Annotated in this window: 18 protein-coding genes and 1 tRNA gene; 10 read left to right on the top strand and 9 right to left on the bottom strand. The window is 64.7% G+C overall.

Annotated features, from left to right (window positions below; all coding sequences use genetic code 11):
- Nucleotides 1-32 precede the first annotated feature (32 nt).
- Genes ABIE53_RS09665 through ssuD form a run of 3 tightly spaced genes read right to left on the bottom strand, consistent with a single transcriptional unit; the run spans nt 33 to nt 3,165 of the window.
- Complete coding sequence (locus ABIE53_RS09665; RefSeq protein ID WP_107707667.1) at nt 33-1,091, bottom strand: ATP-binding cassette domain-containing protein; 1,059 nt, start codon at nt 1,089-1,091, stop codon at nt 33-35.
- Nucleotides 1,088-1,954 carry an aliphatic sulfonate ABC transporter permease SsuC gene (ssuC, locus tag ABIE53_RS09660; protein WP_053857989.1) on the bottom strand — a complete coding sequence of 289 codons (867 nt, stop codon included), beginning with the start codon at nt 1,952-1,954 and terminating at the stop codon, nt 1,088-1,090. The genes ABIE53_RS09665 and ssuC overlap by 4 nt, the downstream gene beginning before the upstream one ends.
- Nucleotides 1,955-2,004: 50 nt before the next feature.
- Nucleotides 2,005-3,165 (bottom strand): FMNH2-dependent alkanesulfonate monooxygenase, encoded by a 1,161-nt coding sequence (gene ssuD / locus ABIE53_RS09655; protein WP_006048786.1) that lies wholly within the window; start codon nt 3,163-3,165, stop codon nt 2,005-2,007.
- 371 nt (nt 3,166-3,536) lie between these two features.
- Between ssuD and ABIE53_RS09650 the strand changes: the two genes are divergently transcribed.
- Nucleotides 3,537-3,962: a hypothetical protein gene (locus tag ABIE53_RS09650; protein ID WP_006048785.1), complete on the top strand. Its 426-nt coding sequence runs from the start codon at nt 3,537-3,539 to the stop codon at nt 3,960-3,962.
- A gap of 58 nt (nt 3,963-4,020) precedes the next feature.
- Here the strand turns inward: ABIE53_RS09650 and ABIE53_RS09645 are convergent, their stop codons facing one another.
- The 3 genes from ABIE53_RS09645 to ABIE53_RS09635 form a co-directional block, all read right to left on the bottom strand.
- Nucleotides 4,021-5,157, bottom strand: a complete 1,137-nt coding sequence (locus tag ABIE53_RS09645; RefSeq protein WP_107707666.1) for an enoyl-CoA hydratase/isomerase family protein — start codon at nt 5,155-5,157, stop codon at nt 4,021-4,023.
- 250 nt (nt 5,158-5,407) lie between these two features.
- On the bottom strand, nt 5,408-5,692 hold the full coding sequence (locus tag ABIE53_RS09640; RefSeq protein ID WP_029971341.1) for a DUF1488 family protein: 285 nt from the start codon (nt 5,690-5,692) through the stop codon (nt 5,408-5,410).
- 305 nt (nt 5,693-5,997) lie between these two features.
- On the bottom strand, nt 5,998-6,264 hold the full coding sequence (locus ABIE53_RS09635) for a hypothetical protein (protein ID WP_006048782.1): 267 nt from the start codon (nt 6,262-6,264) through the stop codon (nt 5,998-6,000).
- 219 nt (nt 6,265-6,483) lie between these two features.
- On the opposite strand from ABIE53_RS09635, the gene ABIE53_RS09630 reads away from it, so the two are divergent.
- Entirely contained in the window at nt 6,484-6,675 is a 192-nt protein-coding gene (locus tag ABIE53_RS09630) for a hypothetical protein (RefSeq protein ID WP_029971340.1), read from the top strand.
- Between the two features lie 45 nt (nt 6,676-6,720).
- On the top strand, nt 6,721-7,101 hold the full coding sequence (locus tag ABIE53_RS09625) for a hypothetical protein (protein WP_053857986.1): 381 nt from the start codon (nt 6,721-6,723) through the stop codon (nt 7,099-7,101).
- Between the two features lie 90 nt (nt 7,102-7,191).
- Here the strand turns inward: ABIE53_RS09625 and ABIE53_RS09620 are convergent, their stop codons facing one another.
- Nucleotides 7,192-7,524, bottom strand: coding sequence for an SMR family transporter (locus ABIE53_RS09620; RefSeq protein WP_370882129.1), 333 nt, complete (start codon nt 7,522-7,524; stop codon nt 7,192-7,194).
- 10 nt (nt 7,525-7,534) lie between these two features.
- Complete coding sequence (locus tag ABIE53_RS09615) at nt 7,535-8,032, bottom strand: heme-degrading domain-containing protein (RefSeq protein WP_006048778.1); 498 nt, start codon at nt 8,030-8,032, stop codon at nt 7,535-7,537.
- Nucleotides 8,033-8,405: 373 nt separating this feature from the next.
- On the opposite strand from ABIE53_RS09615, the gene ABIE53_RS09610 reads away from it, so the two are divergent.
- The 7 genes from ABIE53_RS09610 to ABIE53_RS09580 all read left to right on the top strand — a co-directional run bounded on the left by ABIE53_RS09610 (nt 8,406) and on the right by ABIE53_RS09580 (nt 13,940).
- Nucleotides 8,406-8,482: transfer RNA gene (locus ABIE53_RS09610), tRNA-Met, on the top strand.
- A gap of 278 nt (nt 8,483-8,760) precedes the next feature.
- Entirely contained in the window at nt 8,761-9,306 is a 546-nt protein-coding gene (locus ABIE53_RS09605) for an NUDIX hydrolase (RefSeq protein ID WP_006048777.1), read from the top strand.
- Nucleotides 9,307-9,315: 9 nt separating this feature from the next.
- Nucleotides 9,316-10,053: a leucyl/phenylalanyl-tRNA--protein transferase gene (aat, locus tag ABIE53_RS09600; protein ID WP_107707665.1), complete on the top strand. Its 738-nt coding sequence runs from the start codon at nt 9,316-9,318 to the stop codon at nt 10,051-10,053.
- 129 nt (nt 10,054-10,182) lie between these two features.
- Entirely contained in the window at nt 10,183-11,004 is an 822-nt protein-coding gene (locus tag ABIE53_RS09595) for an arginyltransferase (RefSeq protein ID WP_107707664.1), read from the top strand.
- A 178-nt stretch (nt 11,005-11,182) separates the two neighbouring features.
- Nucleotides 11,183-12,205, top strand: coding sequence for a quinone-dependent dihydroorotate dehydrogenase (locus tag ABIE53_RS09590; protein ID WP_107707663.1), 1,023 nt, complete (start codon nt 11,183-11,185; stop codon nt 12,203-12,205).
- A 155-nt stretch (nt 12,206-12,360) separates the two neighbouring features.
- A complete protein-coding gene (locus ABIE53_RS09585) occupies nt 12,361-13,155 on the top strand; it encodes a cystine ABC transporter substrate-binding protein (protein ID WP_107707662.1) in 795 nt (264 codons plus the stop codon).
- 125 nt (nt 13,156-13,280) lie between these two features.
- The gene (locus ABIE53_RS09580; protein ID WP_006048772.1) at nt 13,281-13,940 is read left to right on the top strand and encodes an amino acid ABC transporter permease; all 660 of its coding nucleotides are present in this window, start codon (nt 13,281-13,283) and stop codon (nt 13,938-13,940) included.
- A 97-nt stretch (nt 13,941-14,037) separates the two neighbouring features.
- Here ABIE53_RS09580 and ABIE53_RS09575 read toward each other — a convergent pair whose 3' ends face one another.
- The gene (locus tag ABIE53_RS09575; RefSeq protein WP_244230987.1) at nt 14,038-15,096 is read right to left on the bottom strand and encodes a Gfo/Idh/MocA family protein; all 1,059 of its coding nucleotides are present in this window, start codon (nt 15,094-15,096) and stop codon (nt 14,038-14,040) included.
- Between the last annotated feature and the right edge of the window lie 19 nt (nt 15,097-15,115).

Here is a 15,115-nt window from a genome sequence, read left to right as displayed (position 1 = left end):
GGAAAGCGATTAGATTCAGTCAGTCAAGGATGTCAGATGGCCCAACGGACATCTGTTGGCCGCGTGAAACGGCCTGCGTTGCCAGCGTTACCTGCACCACGTGCGTCGCGCGAATCGTGCGCCTCCTCGCGCAACGCGTCGTCGTTCGGCGCATTTTTCAGCACGCGCTGCAGCACATGCTCTTCGAGCGCGGCAAAACCCGCGGACGCACGCGCCCGCGGACGCTCGAGCGGCACCGGCTGATCGAGCGCGATGCGCCCTTCTTCGATCAACAGGATGCGATCGCCTAACGCGACGGCCTCGTGCACGTCGTGCGTGACGAGCAGCGCGGTGAACTTGTGCTCGCGCCATAGGCGCTCAATGAGCGCATGCATTTCGATGCGCGTCAACGCGTCGAGCGCGCCGAGCGGCTCGTCGAGCAGCAGCAATTGCGGACGATGCACGAGCGCGCGGGCCAACGCGACGCGCTGACGCTGACCGCCGGAAAGCTGCGCGGGCCAGTCGTTGGCGCGCTCGAGCAAGCCGACTTCGGCAAGCACCGCGCGCGCGTCGTCGCGCGCGCCGCGCGGCAGGCCGAGCATCACGTTTTGCAGCACGCTCTTCCACGGCAACAGACGCGCGTCCTGGAACATGATCCGCGTGTCGAGCGGCCGGCCGTCTTCGGCGCGTTTTTCGAGCACGCCGGCGCTCGTCTTCTCGAGACCGGCGACGAGCCGCAGCAACGTCGATTTACCGCAGCCGCTGCGGCCGACAATCGCGACAAAACTGCCGCGCTCGATCGACAGATCGAAGTCCGTCAGCACCTTGCGTTCGCCATACTGCTTGCCGACGCCGCGCAGCTCGACCGAGTAATCGGCTGTGCGGGTTGTGCGGGTTTTTCCGTTCGCGTCCCTTGCATCTTCGCGCGCCACGGCGCCCGCCTGCTCCGCCGCCCGTCGCTCATTGCGCACCTGACGACGCGCACGCTCACGCTCATCGAGATCCGCGGCGACATCCGCGTTGTGATCCGCGACGCGCGCCTGCGCCAGCTCGACCTCCAGATCGCGGCCCGCGATGCCGCCGAACGTCGTCGACAGTGTCGTTGCGCTCATGCCTTACCTCCACGTTGATAGGCCGGATGCCAGCGCAGCGACACGCGCTCGAGGCTCTTCGCCAGCACGTCGGCGATCTTGCCGAGCGCCGCGTACAGCAGAATGCCGACCACGACGACATCGGTTTGCAGGAATTCGCGCGCGTTCATCGTCATGTAGCCGATGCCCGATTGCGCCGAAATCGTCTCGGCGACGATCAGCGTCACCCACATCAGCCCGAACGCGAAGCGCACGCCGACGAGAATCGACGGCAGCGCGCCCGGCAAAATCACGTGCCGATAGAGCGCTACGCCCTTCACGCCGTAGCTGCGCGCCATCTCGATCAGATTCGAATCGACCGAACGGATGCCGTGGAACGTGTTCACGTAGATCGGGAAAAAAACGCCGAGCGCGACGAGGAACACCTTCGCCTGCTCCTCGATACCGAACCACAGAATCACGAGCGGGATCATCGCCAGCGCGGGAATATTGCGGATCATCTGCACGGTCGAATCAAGCGCGATTTCGATCGGCTTGAAGAGACCGGTCGCGAGCCCGAGCACGAGACCGATTCCACCGCCGATCGCAAAACCGGACACCGCGCGCCACGTGCTGACCTTCACGTCCGCCCACATTTCGCCCGACTGGATCAACGACCACGCCGCCTTTACCACCGCGAGCGGCTCAGGCAGAACGCGCGTGGACAGCACGCCGCTGCGCGCGGCGGCTTCCCAGGCGAGCAGAATCAGAAGCGGTGCGACCCACGGCGCAAGCGACGCGCCGACTTGCCGCAACGACCCGAAAGCGGACCGCAGCGCGGGCCGGAAAGCCGCGCCGCCCCGCGCGCCTTCATCGCGTTGCGCACTCACAGTGGATTGAGTCATGTGACTTCCCTCATTGCGTGTCGAAGGTGTCGTAACCGAACGGACGCCGCTCAGCTCGCACTCGCCGCCTTCGGCAGATAGTTGTTGCCGACGATCTCGCCGAACGGCCCGGAAAGCGGCCCGTTTGAGGTCTTGCTCTGGCGGCCGGGCAGCAGCGGAAACACGAGTTCGGCAAAGCGGTACGACTCTTCGAGATGCGGATAGCCCGACAGAATGAACGTCTCGATGCCGAGCTCCGCGTATTCCTTCATGAGCGCCGCGACCTGCTGCGGATTGCCGACGAGCGCGGTGCCCGCGCCGCCGCGCACGAGGCCGACGCCGGCCCACAGGTTCGGATAAACCTCAAGCTCCGCGCGTCCGCCGCGCTTGCCGCCGTGGAGCGCGGCCATGCGGCGCTGACCTTCGGAGTCCATCTTCGAGAACGACGCCTGCGCGCGCGCAATGGTCTCGTCGTCGAGCTTGCTGATGAGTTTGTCGGCGGCGGCCCACGCTTCTTCTTCCGTCTCGCGCACGATCACGTGCAGGCGAATGCCGAAGCGGATCGTGCGGCCATTCGCAGCCGCGCGTGCGCGAATGTCGGCGATCTTTTTCGCGACCGCCGCGGGCGGCTCGCCCCACGTCAGATAGGTGTCGATATGCTCGCCCGCCATGTCGTGCGCGGCCGGCGAGGAACCGCCGAACCACAGCGGCGGATGCGGCTTCTGCACGGGCGGATACAGGGCCTTGCCGCCCTTCGACTGCAAGTGCTTGCCTTCGTAGTCGATCGCATCGTTCGTATGCGCGGCCGTGAGCAGCTTGCGCCAGATGTGCAGGAACTCGTCGGTGATTTCATAGCGCGTGTCGTGATCGACGAACACGCCGTCGCCTTCGAGCTCGGCCGCATCGCCGCCGGTCACGACATTGATCAACAGGCGCCCGTTCGACAGACGGTCGAAAGTGGCGGCCATGCGCGCGGCAAGACCCGGCGACGAAATGCCCGGCCGGATCGCGACCAGAAATTTCAGGCGCTTCGTCGCGGCGATCAGGCTCGACGCGACGACCCATGCGTCCTCGCAGGAGCGGCCCGTGGGCAGCAGCACGCCCTCGTAGCCGAGCGTATCGGCGGCGACGGCGATCTGCTGAAAGTAGTCGTAATCGGCCGCGCGCGCGCCTTGCGACGTGCCGAGATAACGGCTGTCACCGTGAGTCGGAATGAACCAGAACACATTCATTTGCTGCTCCCCGCGTATTCGGAAACTGGAGTGGATCGAGACAACGCCGGACGCACGCATCCAGCCGGTCATCGGACATGAACCGGACGATGCATCGCGAAGGGACGGAAAAAGGTTGCGGTATCGACGCTAAAGGCAACGGCGCGAGGCGCCGTCTGCATGGAGAAACAGTCTATGGACGGGGGCGCGGCTTTTGAACGATTTTTTTGAGCTTAGGTTTTCCACTTCCGTGATTAGCCCGACGCTACAGCATACGGGCACGACCCCGGAGGCCCGCGGAAAAGCCGCGAGCGCTGGATATAATGGCGCACGTTTCCAATAATCCGGTGCAGGCAATGCAATCACGCGCCTGTACCCTGGCGGTGCAATGCATGCAAAAACTCATCCTGCCGTTTGTCGCCGGTTTTCTGGCATCGCTGTTCTTTCATGAATCCACGCTGGCGCTGCTGCATGCCGCAGGCGTCGTCGATCAAAGCGGTTTTTCCACTGCCCCGTTCATGCCGCTCGGCCTGCCCGAGTTCATCGCCAACGCGATCTGGAGCGCGTTCTGGGCGGTGTTGATGGCGTGGCTCTTGCGCGTCGCGCCCGAGCGCCGCGCGCCGTGGCTGCCGGCGTTCGTGTTCGGCGGCATCGTATTGACGGCGGCCAGCGTGTTCGTCGTCGATCCGATTCGCGGCATCTGGCCAAGCGGCAACATGCTGCCGCGCCTCGCGATGGGCTTTGCCGCGAACGCGATGTGGGGCTGGGGCGCGCTCGTCTTCATGCGCGCGTTCATGGCGGGTGAGGATGCGGATTGAGCGCGCGCTGAGCGTTCGTTCCGATGTTCGTCCGCGACTAGTGGCGAGCGACTAGCGGCTAGCTCCGCAGGTCGCGCAGCGGATGCTCGTTCGGCGGCCACGGGCTTTCGAACATCTTCTCGACGTCGGCGACGCTGACGTCTTCAATGCGCGCAAAGCGCCAGCGCGGCGCATTGTCCTTGTCGATGATGCGCGCGCGCACGCCCTCCACGGCGTCGCCTTGTTCAAAGCTCGAGCGCGTGAGATCGAGATCGCTGCGCAGCACCTCGGCCATCGAGCCTTCCGCGCGCGTCACCACCTCGAGCGATACCGCCATCGAAAGCGGCGAGCGCTCGCGCAACACGGCGATCACCTGCTCGGCCCACTCGGCGCTGTCGCGATCGCACTTCTGCTGCAGCGACGCCAGAATGCGCGGCACGTCCGGCAGCGCGAAATGCCGGTCGATCAGCGTTCGCGCGCGAGCGAGCGGCGACTCGTCCGGCGGCGGCGTCACCTGATCCTGATACGCGCGGCATTCGCGCTCGACGCACGCCACCACATCTGCGCCGCGCTCGAACAGTTCGCTGCGCAACGTGTCGACGAGCGCGGGCAACGCGGCGTCTTCCATATAGACATCGGCGAGACCGGCGTACAGCGCGTCGGCCGCGCCGATGGTTTCGCCCGTCACCGCGAGATAGCGGCCGATCGCGCCCGGCGTGCGCGCGAGAAACCAGCTCGCGCCGACATCGGGAAAGAGGCCGATGCGCGTTTCCGGCATCGCCATCTTCGTGGACTGCGTGACGACCCGCAGCCCGCCCGTGCGATGCGCGCCCTGCGAAATGCCCATGCCGCCGCCCATCACCACGCCGTTCGTCAGCGCGATATAGGGCTTCGGATACGTGAAAATCGCGTGATTGAGCCGGTATTCCTCGATAAAAAACGCGTCGCGAGCTTCGTGGTCGCCGCGCTGCACGGACTCGTACAGGAAGCGGACGTCGCCGCCCGCGCAGAACGCCCGGGGATGCTGGCTGCGCACCACGACCGCGAGCACGTTGGGATCTTCCGACCAGGTGTCGAGCGCGGCGTGCATGGCGCGGATCATGCCGATCGACAGCGCGTTGAGCGCCTGCGGTCTTTCGAGTTCGATGAAACCAATGCGGTTGGCTACGTAAGTCGCGAGCTGGTCGCTGGCTGCGGGCGAGGCGGAAAGAGACATGGAAGACGACGCGCGACGGCGCAGAGTCACGGGAAACCCAACGTTATCACGTAGCTGCGGCGTCGGACCTGTTTGTGGTGGAAGGCGGCGCGGCGTCGGGCAGGTTGCCGGCGGCTATGCGCGGGCGCGCGCTGCACGTTGTGCGTTGGCGCGGCGAGCCGCTGTCTTGCGGTGCGGCTCGCCGCATGGGGTTCGTTGAGCTTGAGCTTGAGCTTGAGCTTGAGCTTGAGTTTGAGCTTGAGCTTGAGCTTTAGCCCGCCGCGTTGCCGGGCGGAAAGTGGCCGCTCTTGAGCAGCACCGGCGTGCCGTTGCTGATCTGCAAGTGCTCGCGCGCAACGGCTTCGATGCGCGGACGGCCGGCGTCGAACGCGCGCATCCAGCCTTCTTCGTCCTCGGAGTGGGCGCCGAAGTGATCTTCGAGCGCCTCGACGGAGATCGCACAGGGCACGGGCTCGCCATCCACGAGCGCGGAAAACACAACGGTCAGATTGGAATCGCGGTAGGCTGGCGCGCCTGCGGGAAACCTGATTTCCATGGTCGCCTCATCGGAAGTATCTGGCACACAACCGGAGCCCGCAAAAACCGGCCGGCCCCGGACGACCCGAATATGGTACTCGCGGGGCCGGACCGCGGTCCAGAGCGCTGCGGCTGGCGTGTGGGCGGTTGGTTGGGGATGGGCGTCGGCGCCAGAGTGGCTTTCGGTTCGACTCCTGGCCTGGCTTTGGGCGTGGCTTCCGGTGCGCGTTTCGGTTTGACTCTTGCCGTGACTTTGGGGGTGACTACGGGCGTGACTCCGCGCCTCGGTGCGCGCGTGCTTGCGCACTCCACGATCGCGCGCCGTCATGGCCGGCCTCCGAGCAGCCGGTCGATGTAATCGCGCGCGGCCTGTTCGACGAATGCGAGCGCCTCGTCCTCGCTGCCAAAGCGCTGCTCGCCGCCGAGATCGACCAGGGTTTCCATCCGGTGCGAATCGTCGGGGCCGAGTTCGGCGAGGCTGACCGACCCGACGTAATGGCCGCCCGCGCCTGGCGCGTCGCCTGCCGGCACGAGGCGCGCGGCGGCGCTGATGTAATAGCCGCGATAAGGGCCGCTGACCCGCTCAGCCATGTTCGTTCTCCTCGATGCAATGATTGAGGTAAGGCGCCGGGGAAGCCAATTAGTTCTGCGAGCGTGCGCTTGTTGAGCGCTTTTCCACCCTTGTTAGGCCCTTGCTTCGCGCTCGCTGCGCATGTATGCCGCACGTTCGCGCTTGGCGCCGGTCGAAGAGCTTTATCGGCACACTCCATGCTCATGCAGTCGGTCCCTTTCCAGTTCCGCGAGCGCAATATGGGAAAATATTTTCTGGACGACCACGAATTGCCCGAGCCGGATGCGGCGAACAGATGGTTTGCGTACGCCGAAAGTCACGGCATCGACATCGCGAGAGCCATCAGCATCTGGGAAGACGCGGCCACCGAAAGCGGCGCGGAAAGCCGCAAGCTGGTCGGCGCAGCGGGCATCACTATCGACGCACCCTGAGCTTGCGCGCGTCGCAAGCTCGCATGATCAAAGGAAACAATCACGATGCATTTCATGACGCAATTGCCGCGCACCCGCCATCTTCGACATGGCCTCGCGCGGGCTCTGCTGCGCCGCATTTCGCTTTTTGCCGCGTTGCCGGCCGCGCTCGCGATCGGCGTGGGCATAGCCGGCTGCGCGTCGTCGAATACGACGTCGCTGATCAATCTGCCGAACGGCCAGACCGGCTTTGCGGTGAATTGCAGCGGCGCCGGCGCCGATTCGAGCTGGGCCTCATGCTACGTGCAGGCCGGCAAGGCGTGCGGCGCGACGGGCTATGACATCGTGTCGAAGGACAACGACGAAGGCGGCACCGCGGGCGGCAGCGTGACGAACGTCGTGTCGGCCAACGTCAAGAACCGTTCGATGATCGTGCGCTGCAAGTGAGCGCGTTCAGCTTCAGTTGCAGTCGCAGTTGCAGTTGCAGTTGCAGCGCAGTTGGCGCCCACCGTTGCGGCACAGGCGCCGGAGCATGCTTCAATGCGCCTGCATCTTCGAGAACATATTGAGCACGGCGACGCCCGCGATAATCAGCCCGAGGCCGATGACGGCCGGCACGTCCGGCACCTGTCCGTACAGCAGCAGCGCGACGAGCGTGATCAGCACGATGCCCGCGCCCGACCACACCGCGTAGACGATGCCGACCGGAATGCTGCGCAGCGTCAGCGACAGGCAGTAGAACGCGACGGCGTAGCCAAGCACCACAATCGCCGACGGCACGAACCGCGAGAAGCCCTCCGACGCGCGCATCGCCGATGTCGCGATCACTTCGGCCACGATGGCGATGCCCAGCAATGCATAAGGCGGCAGCCGCATCGGCTCAGGCCTTTGCAAGCGCGAGCTTGCTGTAGTCGTGACCGAGATGCGCGCATAGCGCTTCGACCACAAACTCATGATCGGCGCGCTGCGGCAGACCGGACACCGTGATCGAACCGATTACGCCCGCGCCCGTGACTGTCAACGGAAACGCGCCGCCGTGCGACGCGTATTCGGTGGCGGGCAGACCGTGTTTGTCGGCGAGCGTGCTGCCGGCCTGCTGCATTTTCAGACCGATCGCGTACGAGCTGCGCCGGAAATGCGCGACCGTGTTGCCCTTTCGGCGTGCCCAATCGATGTTGTCCGGCGTCGCGCCGTCGAGCAGGCTGAAGAACAGCGGTTGACCGAACGTGCGGACGTCGATGGCGGCCGCGATGCCGCGCGCCTTCGCGACCTCGTGCAAATAGGCGCCGATTTGCCAGGCGCGGTCGGCGTCGAATTGAGGAAACACGAGCGCGTGTTCCTGAGCGGCAATGACCTGCAGATCGTGAGCGATGTCCATGAAATTCCGAGGGCGAATGGGAGTGCGGGCGCGTCGTCGTGCAGTGCTGACGGTTTGTGCGGTTGTCTGCTTTGTCGTGCGGCGAGTCGCGCGGTTCCTTGCGAATCGATCGGGATTACTTCGCGACTACCTGGCGACGGAGCGACATACGTGACGGCGCGTCGAATTGCGATTTTAGCGCAGCGTGTTGCGGGGGCCTTGCGCGATGCGACGCGGGGCACGCATCGCGCGACGTGCTGTTAGTTAGCGCCGGCGCTTGTCAGAGCGAGGAGAAAGCGTTCCGCTGAGGAAAAGGCCCGCGCCCAAAAAGCCGTTTTCTTAAACGCCTATTGCACGCGCTTCCCATCTGTTCTATAATCTTTTCTTCGACGGACGCGGGGTGGAGCAGTCTGGCAGCTCGTCGGGCTCATAACCCGAAGGTCGTAGGTTCAAATCCTACCCCCGCAACCAAGTGCTCAATGCGAGCGAACAGGTCAAAGCGTCGAAAACAACATTCAAGGCTTGCCAAATCGGCAGGCCTTTTTTGTTTTGAGCTTGCCATTCCTCTTCCAAGCTTCGACACGCGGGTCATCGGCTCGCACACAGCGTTCCAGTTGTTCGCAAACGCTCGCGCTCGCGTCGCCGTGGCAACCCCCGCCAACTTCGCCTCTCCCACCGCCCTTCGCTCCCGCCACAAAACCACGCCGCCCCAGTGATAAACTCCTAGCACCCTTTCTCGTCCCCTTCCTATGAAATTCTGTTCTGTCTGCGGCCACGGCGTCAGCCTGAGCATTCCGCCGGGCGACAACCGCGAGCGCTTCGTGTGCGGCAGTTGCGGCACGGTGCACTATCAGAATCCGCGCAACGTCGTGGGCACCGTTCCGGTGTGGGACGACAAGGTGCTGCTATGCCGCCGCGCGATCGAACCGCGCTACGGCTACTGGACGCTGCCTGCGGGCTTCATGGAAATGGGCGAGACCACGGCCGAGGCCGCGTCGCGCGAAACGCTCGAGGAAGCCGGCGCGCGCGTCGAAGTGCAGAGCCTGTTCTCGCTGCTGAACGTGCCGCACGTGCATCAGGTGCATCTGTTCTATATGGCGCGCCTGCTCGATCTCGACATTGCCGCGGGCGAGGAAAGTCTCGAAGTAAAGCTCTTCGAGGAAGGCGACATTCCGTGGGACGAGATCGCGTTTCCCACCGTCGGACAAACACTGCGCTTCTTTTTCGCCGACCGCGCGGCCGGCAGCTTCGGCCTGCATACCGGCGACATCTTCCGCTCGCTGCGCGAAGGCTGAGCGGCGCGCATGGTCCCCTGGCTCGGCCCCGACGATCCCTTTCCGCCCGTCGAGCGTGCGCTCGGCGCGGCCAGTGGCGCGCCGGGCCTGCTCGCCGCGAGCGGCGACCTGCTGCCGTCGCGGCTCATCGACGCTTATCGTCACGGCATCTTCCCGTGGTATTCCGACGGTCAGCCGGTGCTGTGGTGGAGCCCCGACCCGCGCATGATCCTGCGTCCCGCGGAGTTCAAGATCTCGCCGTCGCTGCGTAAAACGCTCAAGCGCGTGCTGCGCGACGACGCATGGGAAATTCGCGTGGATCACGATTTCGCCGCGGTGATGCGCGCGTGCGCGCAGGCGCCGAGGCGCGGACAGCGCGGCACCTGGATCACCGCCGACGTCGTCGACGCCTACACGTCGCTGCATCGGATGGGCGATGCGCACAGCATCGAAACATGGTTCGAAGGTGAGCGCGTGGGCGGCTTATACGGCGTCTCGTTCGGCAAGATGTTCTTCGGCGAATCGATGTTCGCGGACGTCACCGATGCCTCGAAAATGGCGCTGGCCGCGCTTGTCGGGCACTTGCGCCGTCACGAAATAGAAATGATAGACTGCCAGCAGAACACGTCGCATCTGGCGTCGCTCGGCGGTCGCGAGATAGCGCGCAAGGCGTTCATCGCGCATGTTCGCGCGTCGGTCGACGCACCGCGCATTCCCTGGCGCTTCGACAAGACCGCGTTGCTCGATGTGCTCGCGCGAGCGGCGTAGAAGGAATCAGGCCGAATCCGGGTCCGCATGATCGAACGCACAAGCGAACGCGCGGATCGACAAGCTAGCCGCAACGCGCGCCGGGTTTGCATTACCAGAGACACCAGAGACGCTTCGAGAGCTGCCAACGTGACTCATCCCAACGAGCTGCCTCTTTCTCCGCTTTCGGCGCTGCAATTTTATGCAACGGCGCCTTATCCCTGTAGTTATCTCGACGGGCGCATCGCGCGCTCGCAAGTCGCCACGCCCAGTCACCTCATCAACTCCGATGTCTACACGGACCTCGTGAAGGCCGGCTTCCGGCGCTCCGGCGTGTTCACCTACCGGCCGTATTGCGACGGTTGCCGCGCGTGCGTGCCGGTGCGCGTGCCGGTCGAGCGCTTCGAGCCGAACCGTACGCAGCGCCGCGTGTGGAAAAAACATGGCGAGATGATCGCCACCGTCGCACCGCTTCACTACGACGAAGAGCACTACGCGCTCTACATGCGCTATCAGTCGGCGCGGCATGCGGGCGGCGGCATGGACCGCGACAGCCGCGATCAATACGAGCAGTTCCTGCTGCAAAGCCGGATCAATTCGCGGCTCGTCGAATTCCGCGAGCCGCTGCCGGACCGGCCCGATTCGCCGGGCCTGCTGCGCATGATCAGCATGATCGATATTCTCGGCGACGGGCTCTCGTCCGTGTACACGTTCTTCGAGCCGGGACTGCCGCATACGAGCTTCGGCACGTACAACATCTACTGGCAGATCGAGCAGGCGCGCAGTCTCAAGCTGCCGTATGTGTACCTCGGCTACTGGATTCGCGAGAGTCCGAAGATGGCGTACAAGGCCAATTTCCGGCCGCTCGAAGGATTGATCGACGGCACGTGGCGCGTGCTCGATCCCGCCGGCGTCGATCTCCAGCCGACCGGCGCGGGGATGCAAGGCAGGCGCGGGCCGCTGCGGCCTTGAGTGTGGGCTGAGTGTGGGCTGAGTGTGGGCTGAGTGTGGGCTGAGTGTGGCCCGAGGAACACCACGCTCGACCCGCGCCCGCGGCAACGCACCGCCCTCGCCTTCCGCCTTATCTCATTGACAGCGCAAAGCCGGTAAAATAGCGGGTTCCCATTTTCCGGCCGCCCGGCTTCGTCCTGTGTTCAGTTCCCTCTATCCGCTCGTACGCGCCCAACTCTTTCGCATGGACGCGGAAGACGCTCATCACCTGACCTTGCGCGCGCTCGGCGCCGCGGGCCGCACTGGGCTCGCGGGCGCGCTCGCCGCCCGCGTGCCCGATGCGCCGCGCACGGTGATGGGACTGACGTTCCGCAATCCGGTAGGACTCGCAGCGGGACTCGACAAGGACGGCGCCGCGATCGACGGGCTCGCCGCACTCGGCTTCGGCTTCATCGAAGTGGGCACCGTCACACCGCGCGCGCAGCCGGGCAACCCGCGTCCGCGCATGTTCCGGCTGCCGCAGGCGCAAGCTGTGATCAACCGGATGGGCTTTAACAACGCGGGCGTCGACCAGTTCGTGAAGAACGTGCAGGCCGCGCGTTACCGCGGCATTCTCGGGCTGAATATCGGCAAGAACGCCGATACGCCGATCGACCGTGCCGCCGACGATTATCTCTATTGCCTCGAGCGCGTCTATCCGTTTGCGAGCTATGTGACGGTCAACATCTCGTCGCCGAATACGAAGAACCTGCGCCAGTTGCAAGGCGCGGACGAACTCGACGCGCTGCTCGCCGCGCTCAAGGACAAGCAGCAGCGTCTGGCCGACATGCACGGCAAGCTCGTGCCGCTCGCGTTGAAGATCGCGCCCGACCTCGACGACGAGCAGATCAAATCGATCGCCGGCACGCTGCTGCGCCACCGCTTCGAAGGCGTGATCGCGACCAACACGACGCTCGCGCGCACGGCCGTCGCGGGCATGCAGCACGGCGACGAAGCGGGCGGCCTGTCGGGCAAGCCGGTGTTCGACGCGTCCAATGAAGTGATCCGCAAGCTGCGCGCCGAAGTCGGCGAGACGGTGCCGATCATCGGCGTCGGCGGGATTTTTTCCGGCGACGACGCGCGCGCCAAACTTGCCGCGGGCGCTTCGCTCATTCAGCTTTATACGGGTTTCATTTATCGCGGCCCGGCACTCATCGGCGAATGCGTGCAGGCGTTGCGCTAGGTATGCGGTCAGCGTGCGCGCTCTCACGCGTCGCTGATGGTCATGCACACGCCCGCCTCGTAATACAGACATGAGCAATGGGTATTTAGCGACGGGCACTCTGCTTTGTTAAGCTCTCGTCCGCTATAACGCCATACGAACAAAAAAGGACCACGATGCAACTTCGCTTGTTGAAAAAACTTTTCGTCGCCGCGATGATCGGCGCTTCGTTCACCGCGATCCCGGCCCATGCCGACGATCTGCTGGATCAGGTCAAGCAGCGCGGCACGCTGCGCGTCGGCCTCGAAGGCACCTTCCCTCCGTTCAATTCCAAAGCGCCGTCGGGCGAACTGGTCGGCTATGACGTCGACATCGCGAAGGCTGTCGCGTCGAAGCTCGGCGTGAAGCCGGAGTTCGTCACGACCGAATGGAGCGGCATCATTGCGGGCCTGCAGGCCGGCAAGTTCGACGTGATCGTCAATCAGGTCGGCATTACGGACGCACGCAAGCAGTCGCTCGACTTTTCGCCTGCGTACACGTACTCGGCCGCGCAACTGATTCAGCGTAAGGACGACACGCGCCAGTTCAAGTCGCTCGACGATCTGAAGGGCAAGAAGCTCGGCGTCGGCCTCGGCACCAACTACATGGACATGGCGAAGTCGGTGCCGGGCATCGACGTGAAGACGTATCCGGGCGCGCCCGAATATCTGCGCGATCTCGCGGCCGGCCGTCTCGACGCGGCGCTCAACGACCGCCTGATGCTCGCGTATCTGCTGAAGAACTCGCAGTTGCCGCTGCGCACCGGCGCGAACGTCGGCGCGGGCAACCCGTCGGGCATTCCGTTCAAGAAGAACAACCCGAAGTTCGCCAAGGCAATCGACGACGCGATGACGCAGCTTGAAACCGACGGCACGTTCGCGAAGATCTCGGACAAGTGGTTCGGCATCGACGTGAGCAAGCCGATCAAATAAGCGCCTGAAATAAGCGGCTCGCGATGAAACGAAGGGCGGCATGCTCGGTATGCCGCCCTTCGCACTTGTGCGGCACGCGCTCCCATTGACGATATGCGCCTTGCGCGCCAACCCGAGCACTGCTCATGTCCACCACTTCCCTGCTCGTCGAATCGCTTCCTGCGCTCGCGCAGGGCGCCGTCCTGACGGTCAAGTTCGCCGTTCTGTCGATGTTCTTCGGCCTGATCGCCGGCGCCGTGCTCGCGCTGATGGGCGTGAGCCACAGCCGCACGCTGAACCGCCTCGCGCGCGTCTACGTGAGCGTGATGCGCGGCACGCCGCTGCTCGTGCAGATCTTCGTGATTTACTACGGCTTGCCGAGCTTCAATATTTCGCTCGATCCGACGCCGGCCGGCGTGATCGCATTGTCGGCGAACGTGGCCGCGTATCTGTCGGAGAGCATGCGCGGCGCGATCCTCGGCATTCATCAGGGACAATGGCTCGCCGCGTACAGCCTCGGACTCTCGCGGCGCCAGACGCTGCGTTACGTGATCGCGCCGCAGGCGCTGCGCATCGCCGTGCCGAGCCTGTCGAACAGCCTCATCAGCCTGATCAAGGACACCTCGCTCGTGTCGGTGATCACCGTCACGGAACTGCTGCGCAGCGCGCAGGAAGTCATCGCGTCGACGTATCAGCCGTTGCCGCTTTATCTCGCCGCGGCGGCTGTTTACTGGGTGCTGTGTCAGATACTGGAACTGTTGCAGCGCTGGTATGAGCGGCGTCTTGCGTTGCCTTCGCGGCATTGAGCGCGGCACGCGATGAACGCGTGGTCGGCTACGCTTTCATTGCGAGCCGGGTGAAACGCGATGCGTGTAAGTCGTGAGTCGTGACTCGCGGCCCCCTTCACTCTCCCGCAAACTTCAGCCCTAGCGCCGCGCGCGCCGCGTCGGCCATCTCGATCATCTGCAACGATTTACTGTGCGGCATCAGCGGACTTTCGAGCTGTCCCGCGCGAATCAGGTCGCAGAAATGCGCGGTCTCGTAGTTGAGGCCCCCGCCTTCGAACGGCTCGTCGAGCTCGACCACGCGACCGTCGGTGTAGCGGATCGTCGCGCGCGACGGGTTCCACCACGGCTCGTGAATCGTCACGTGCCCGCCCTTCGCCATCAGCAGCGCGTCGCCCTTGCCGTGCAGATCGAGCCCGCAAAACAGTTGCGCGATGCCGCGCTCGTGCCGGCTATTCAGGCTCGCAAACGTATCGACGCCGGTCGAGCCGAGCCGGCCGAGCGTTTGCACTTCCAGCGGCGCGCCGAGCCAGTCGACGGCAAGAAATATTTCATAGATGCCGATGTCGAGCAGCGCGCCGCCCGCGTGCTCGAACGACAGCGACGGATGATCGTCGGGTACGCCCGGCACCGAGCAGCCGGCCCGCACGAGTCCCATGTCGCCGATCGGATCGTCGTTTAGATGCGCGCGCAACTTTCTGTAGAGCGGATAAAACGGCGGCTTCATCGCTTCCATGAAGAGCCGTTGTGCGCCGCGCGCGGCATCGACCACACGCTCGAGCTGCGGCCTGTTGATCGTCGCGGGCTTTTCGCACAGCACATGCACGCCCGCTTGCAGCGCGGCGACGGCGTAGTCGGCGTGGCTGTCCTGAACCGTGGCGATGTAGAGCGCGTCGATGCCGCTCGCGAGCAACGCGTCGAAGCTCGCGCAAGCCTCGCCGCCGAACTCGTCGGCGAAAGTCTGAGCGGGCTCGGGCCGCCGTGACCACAGCGCGGCGAGACGCGCGTGCGGCACATAGGCGAGGCCTTGAGCGAACCGGCGCGCAATGCGGCCGGCGCCGACGATGCCCCAACGGATGTCGCGGTCCGAAGCAGTGGTTTGGGTTGCGGTTGAGTTGGCGTTCGTCACGATCGGCTGGCGTCCATGCGGATAAAGAGAGCCGCTATTGTCGCGCATGCGGCCCCGCACGTGTGCC

Origin of the sequence: Paraburkholderia sp. OAS925 (assembly GCF_040543975.1) — a bacterium.
GTDB classification, from domain to species: domain Bacteria; phylum Pseudomonadota; class Gammaproteobacteria; order Burkholderiales; family Burkholderiaceae; genus Paraburkholderia; species Paraburkholderia graminis.
This window is presented reverse-complemented; position numbering and strand designations above follow the sequence as displayed.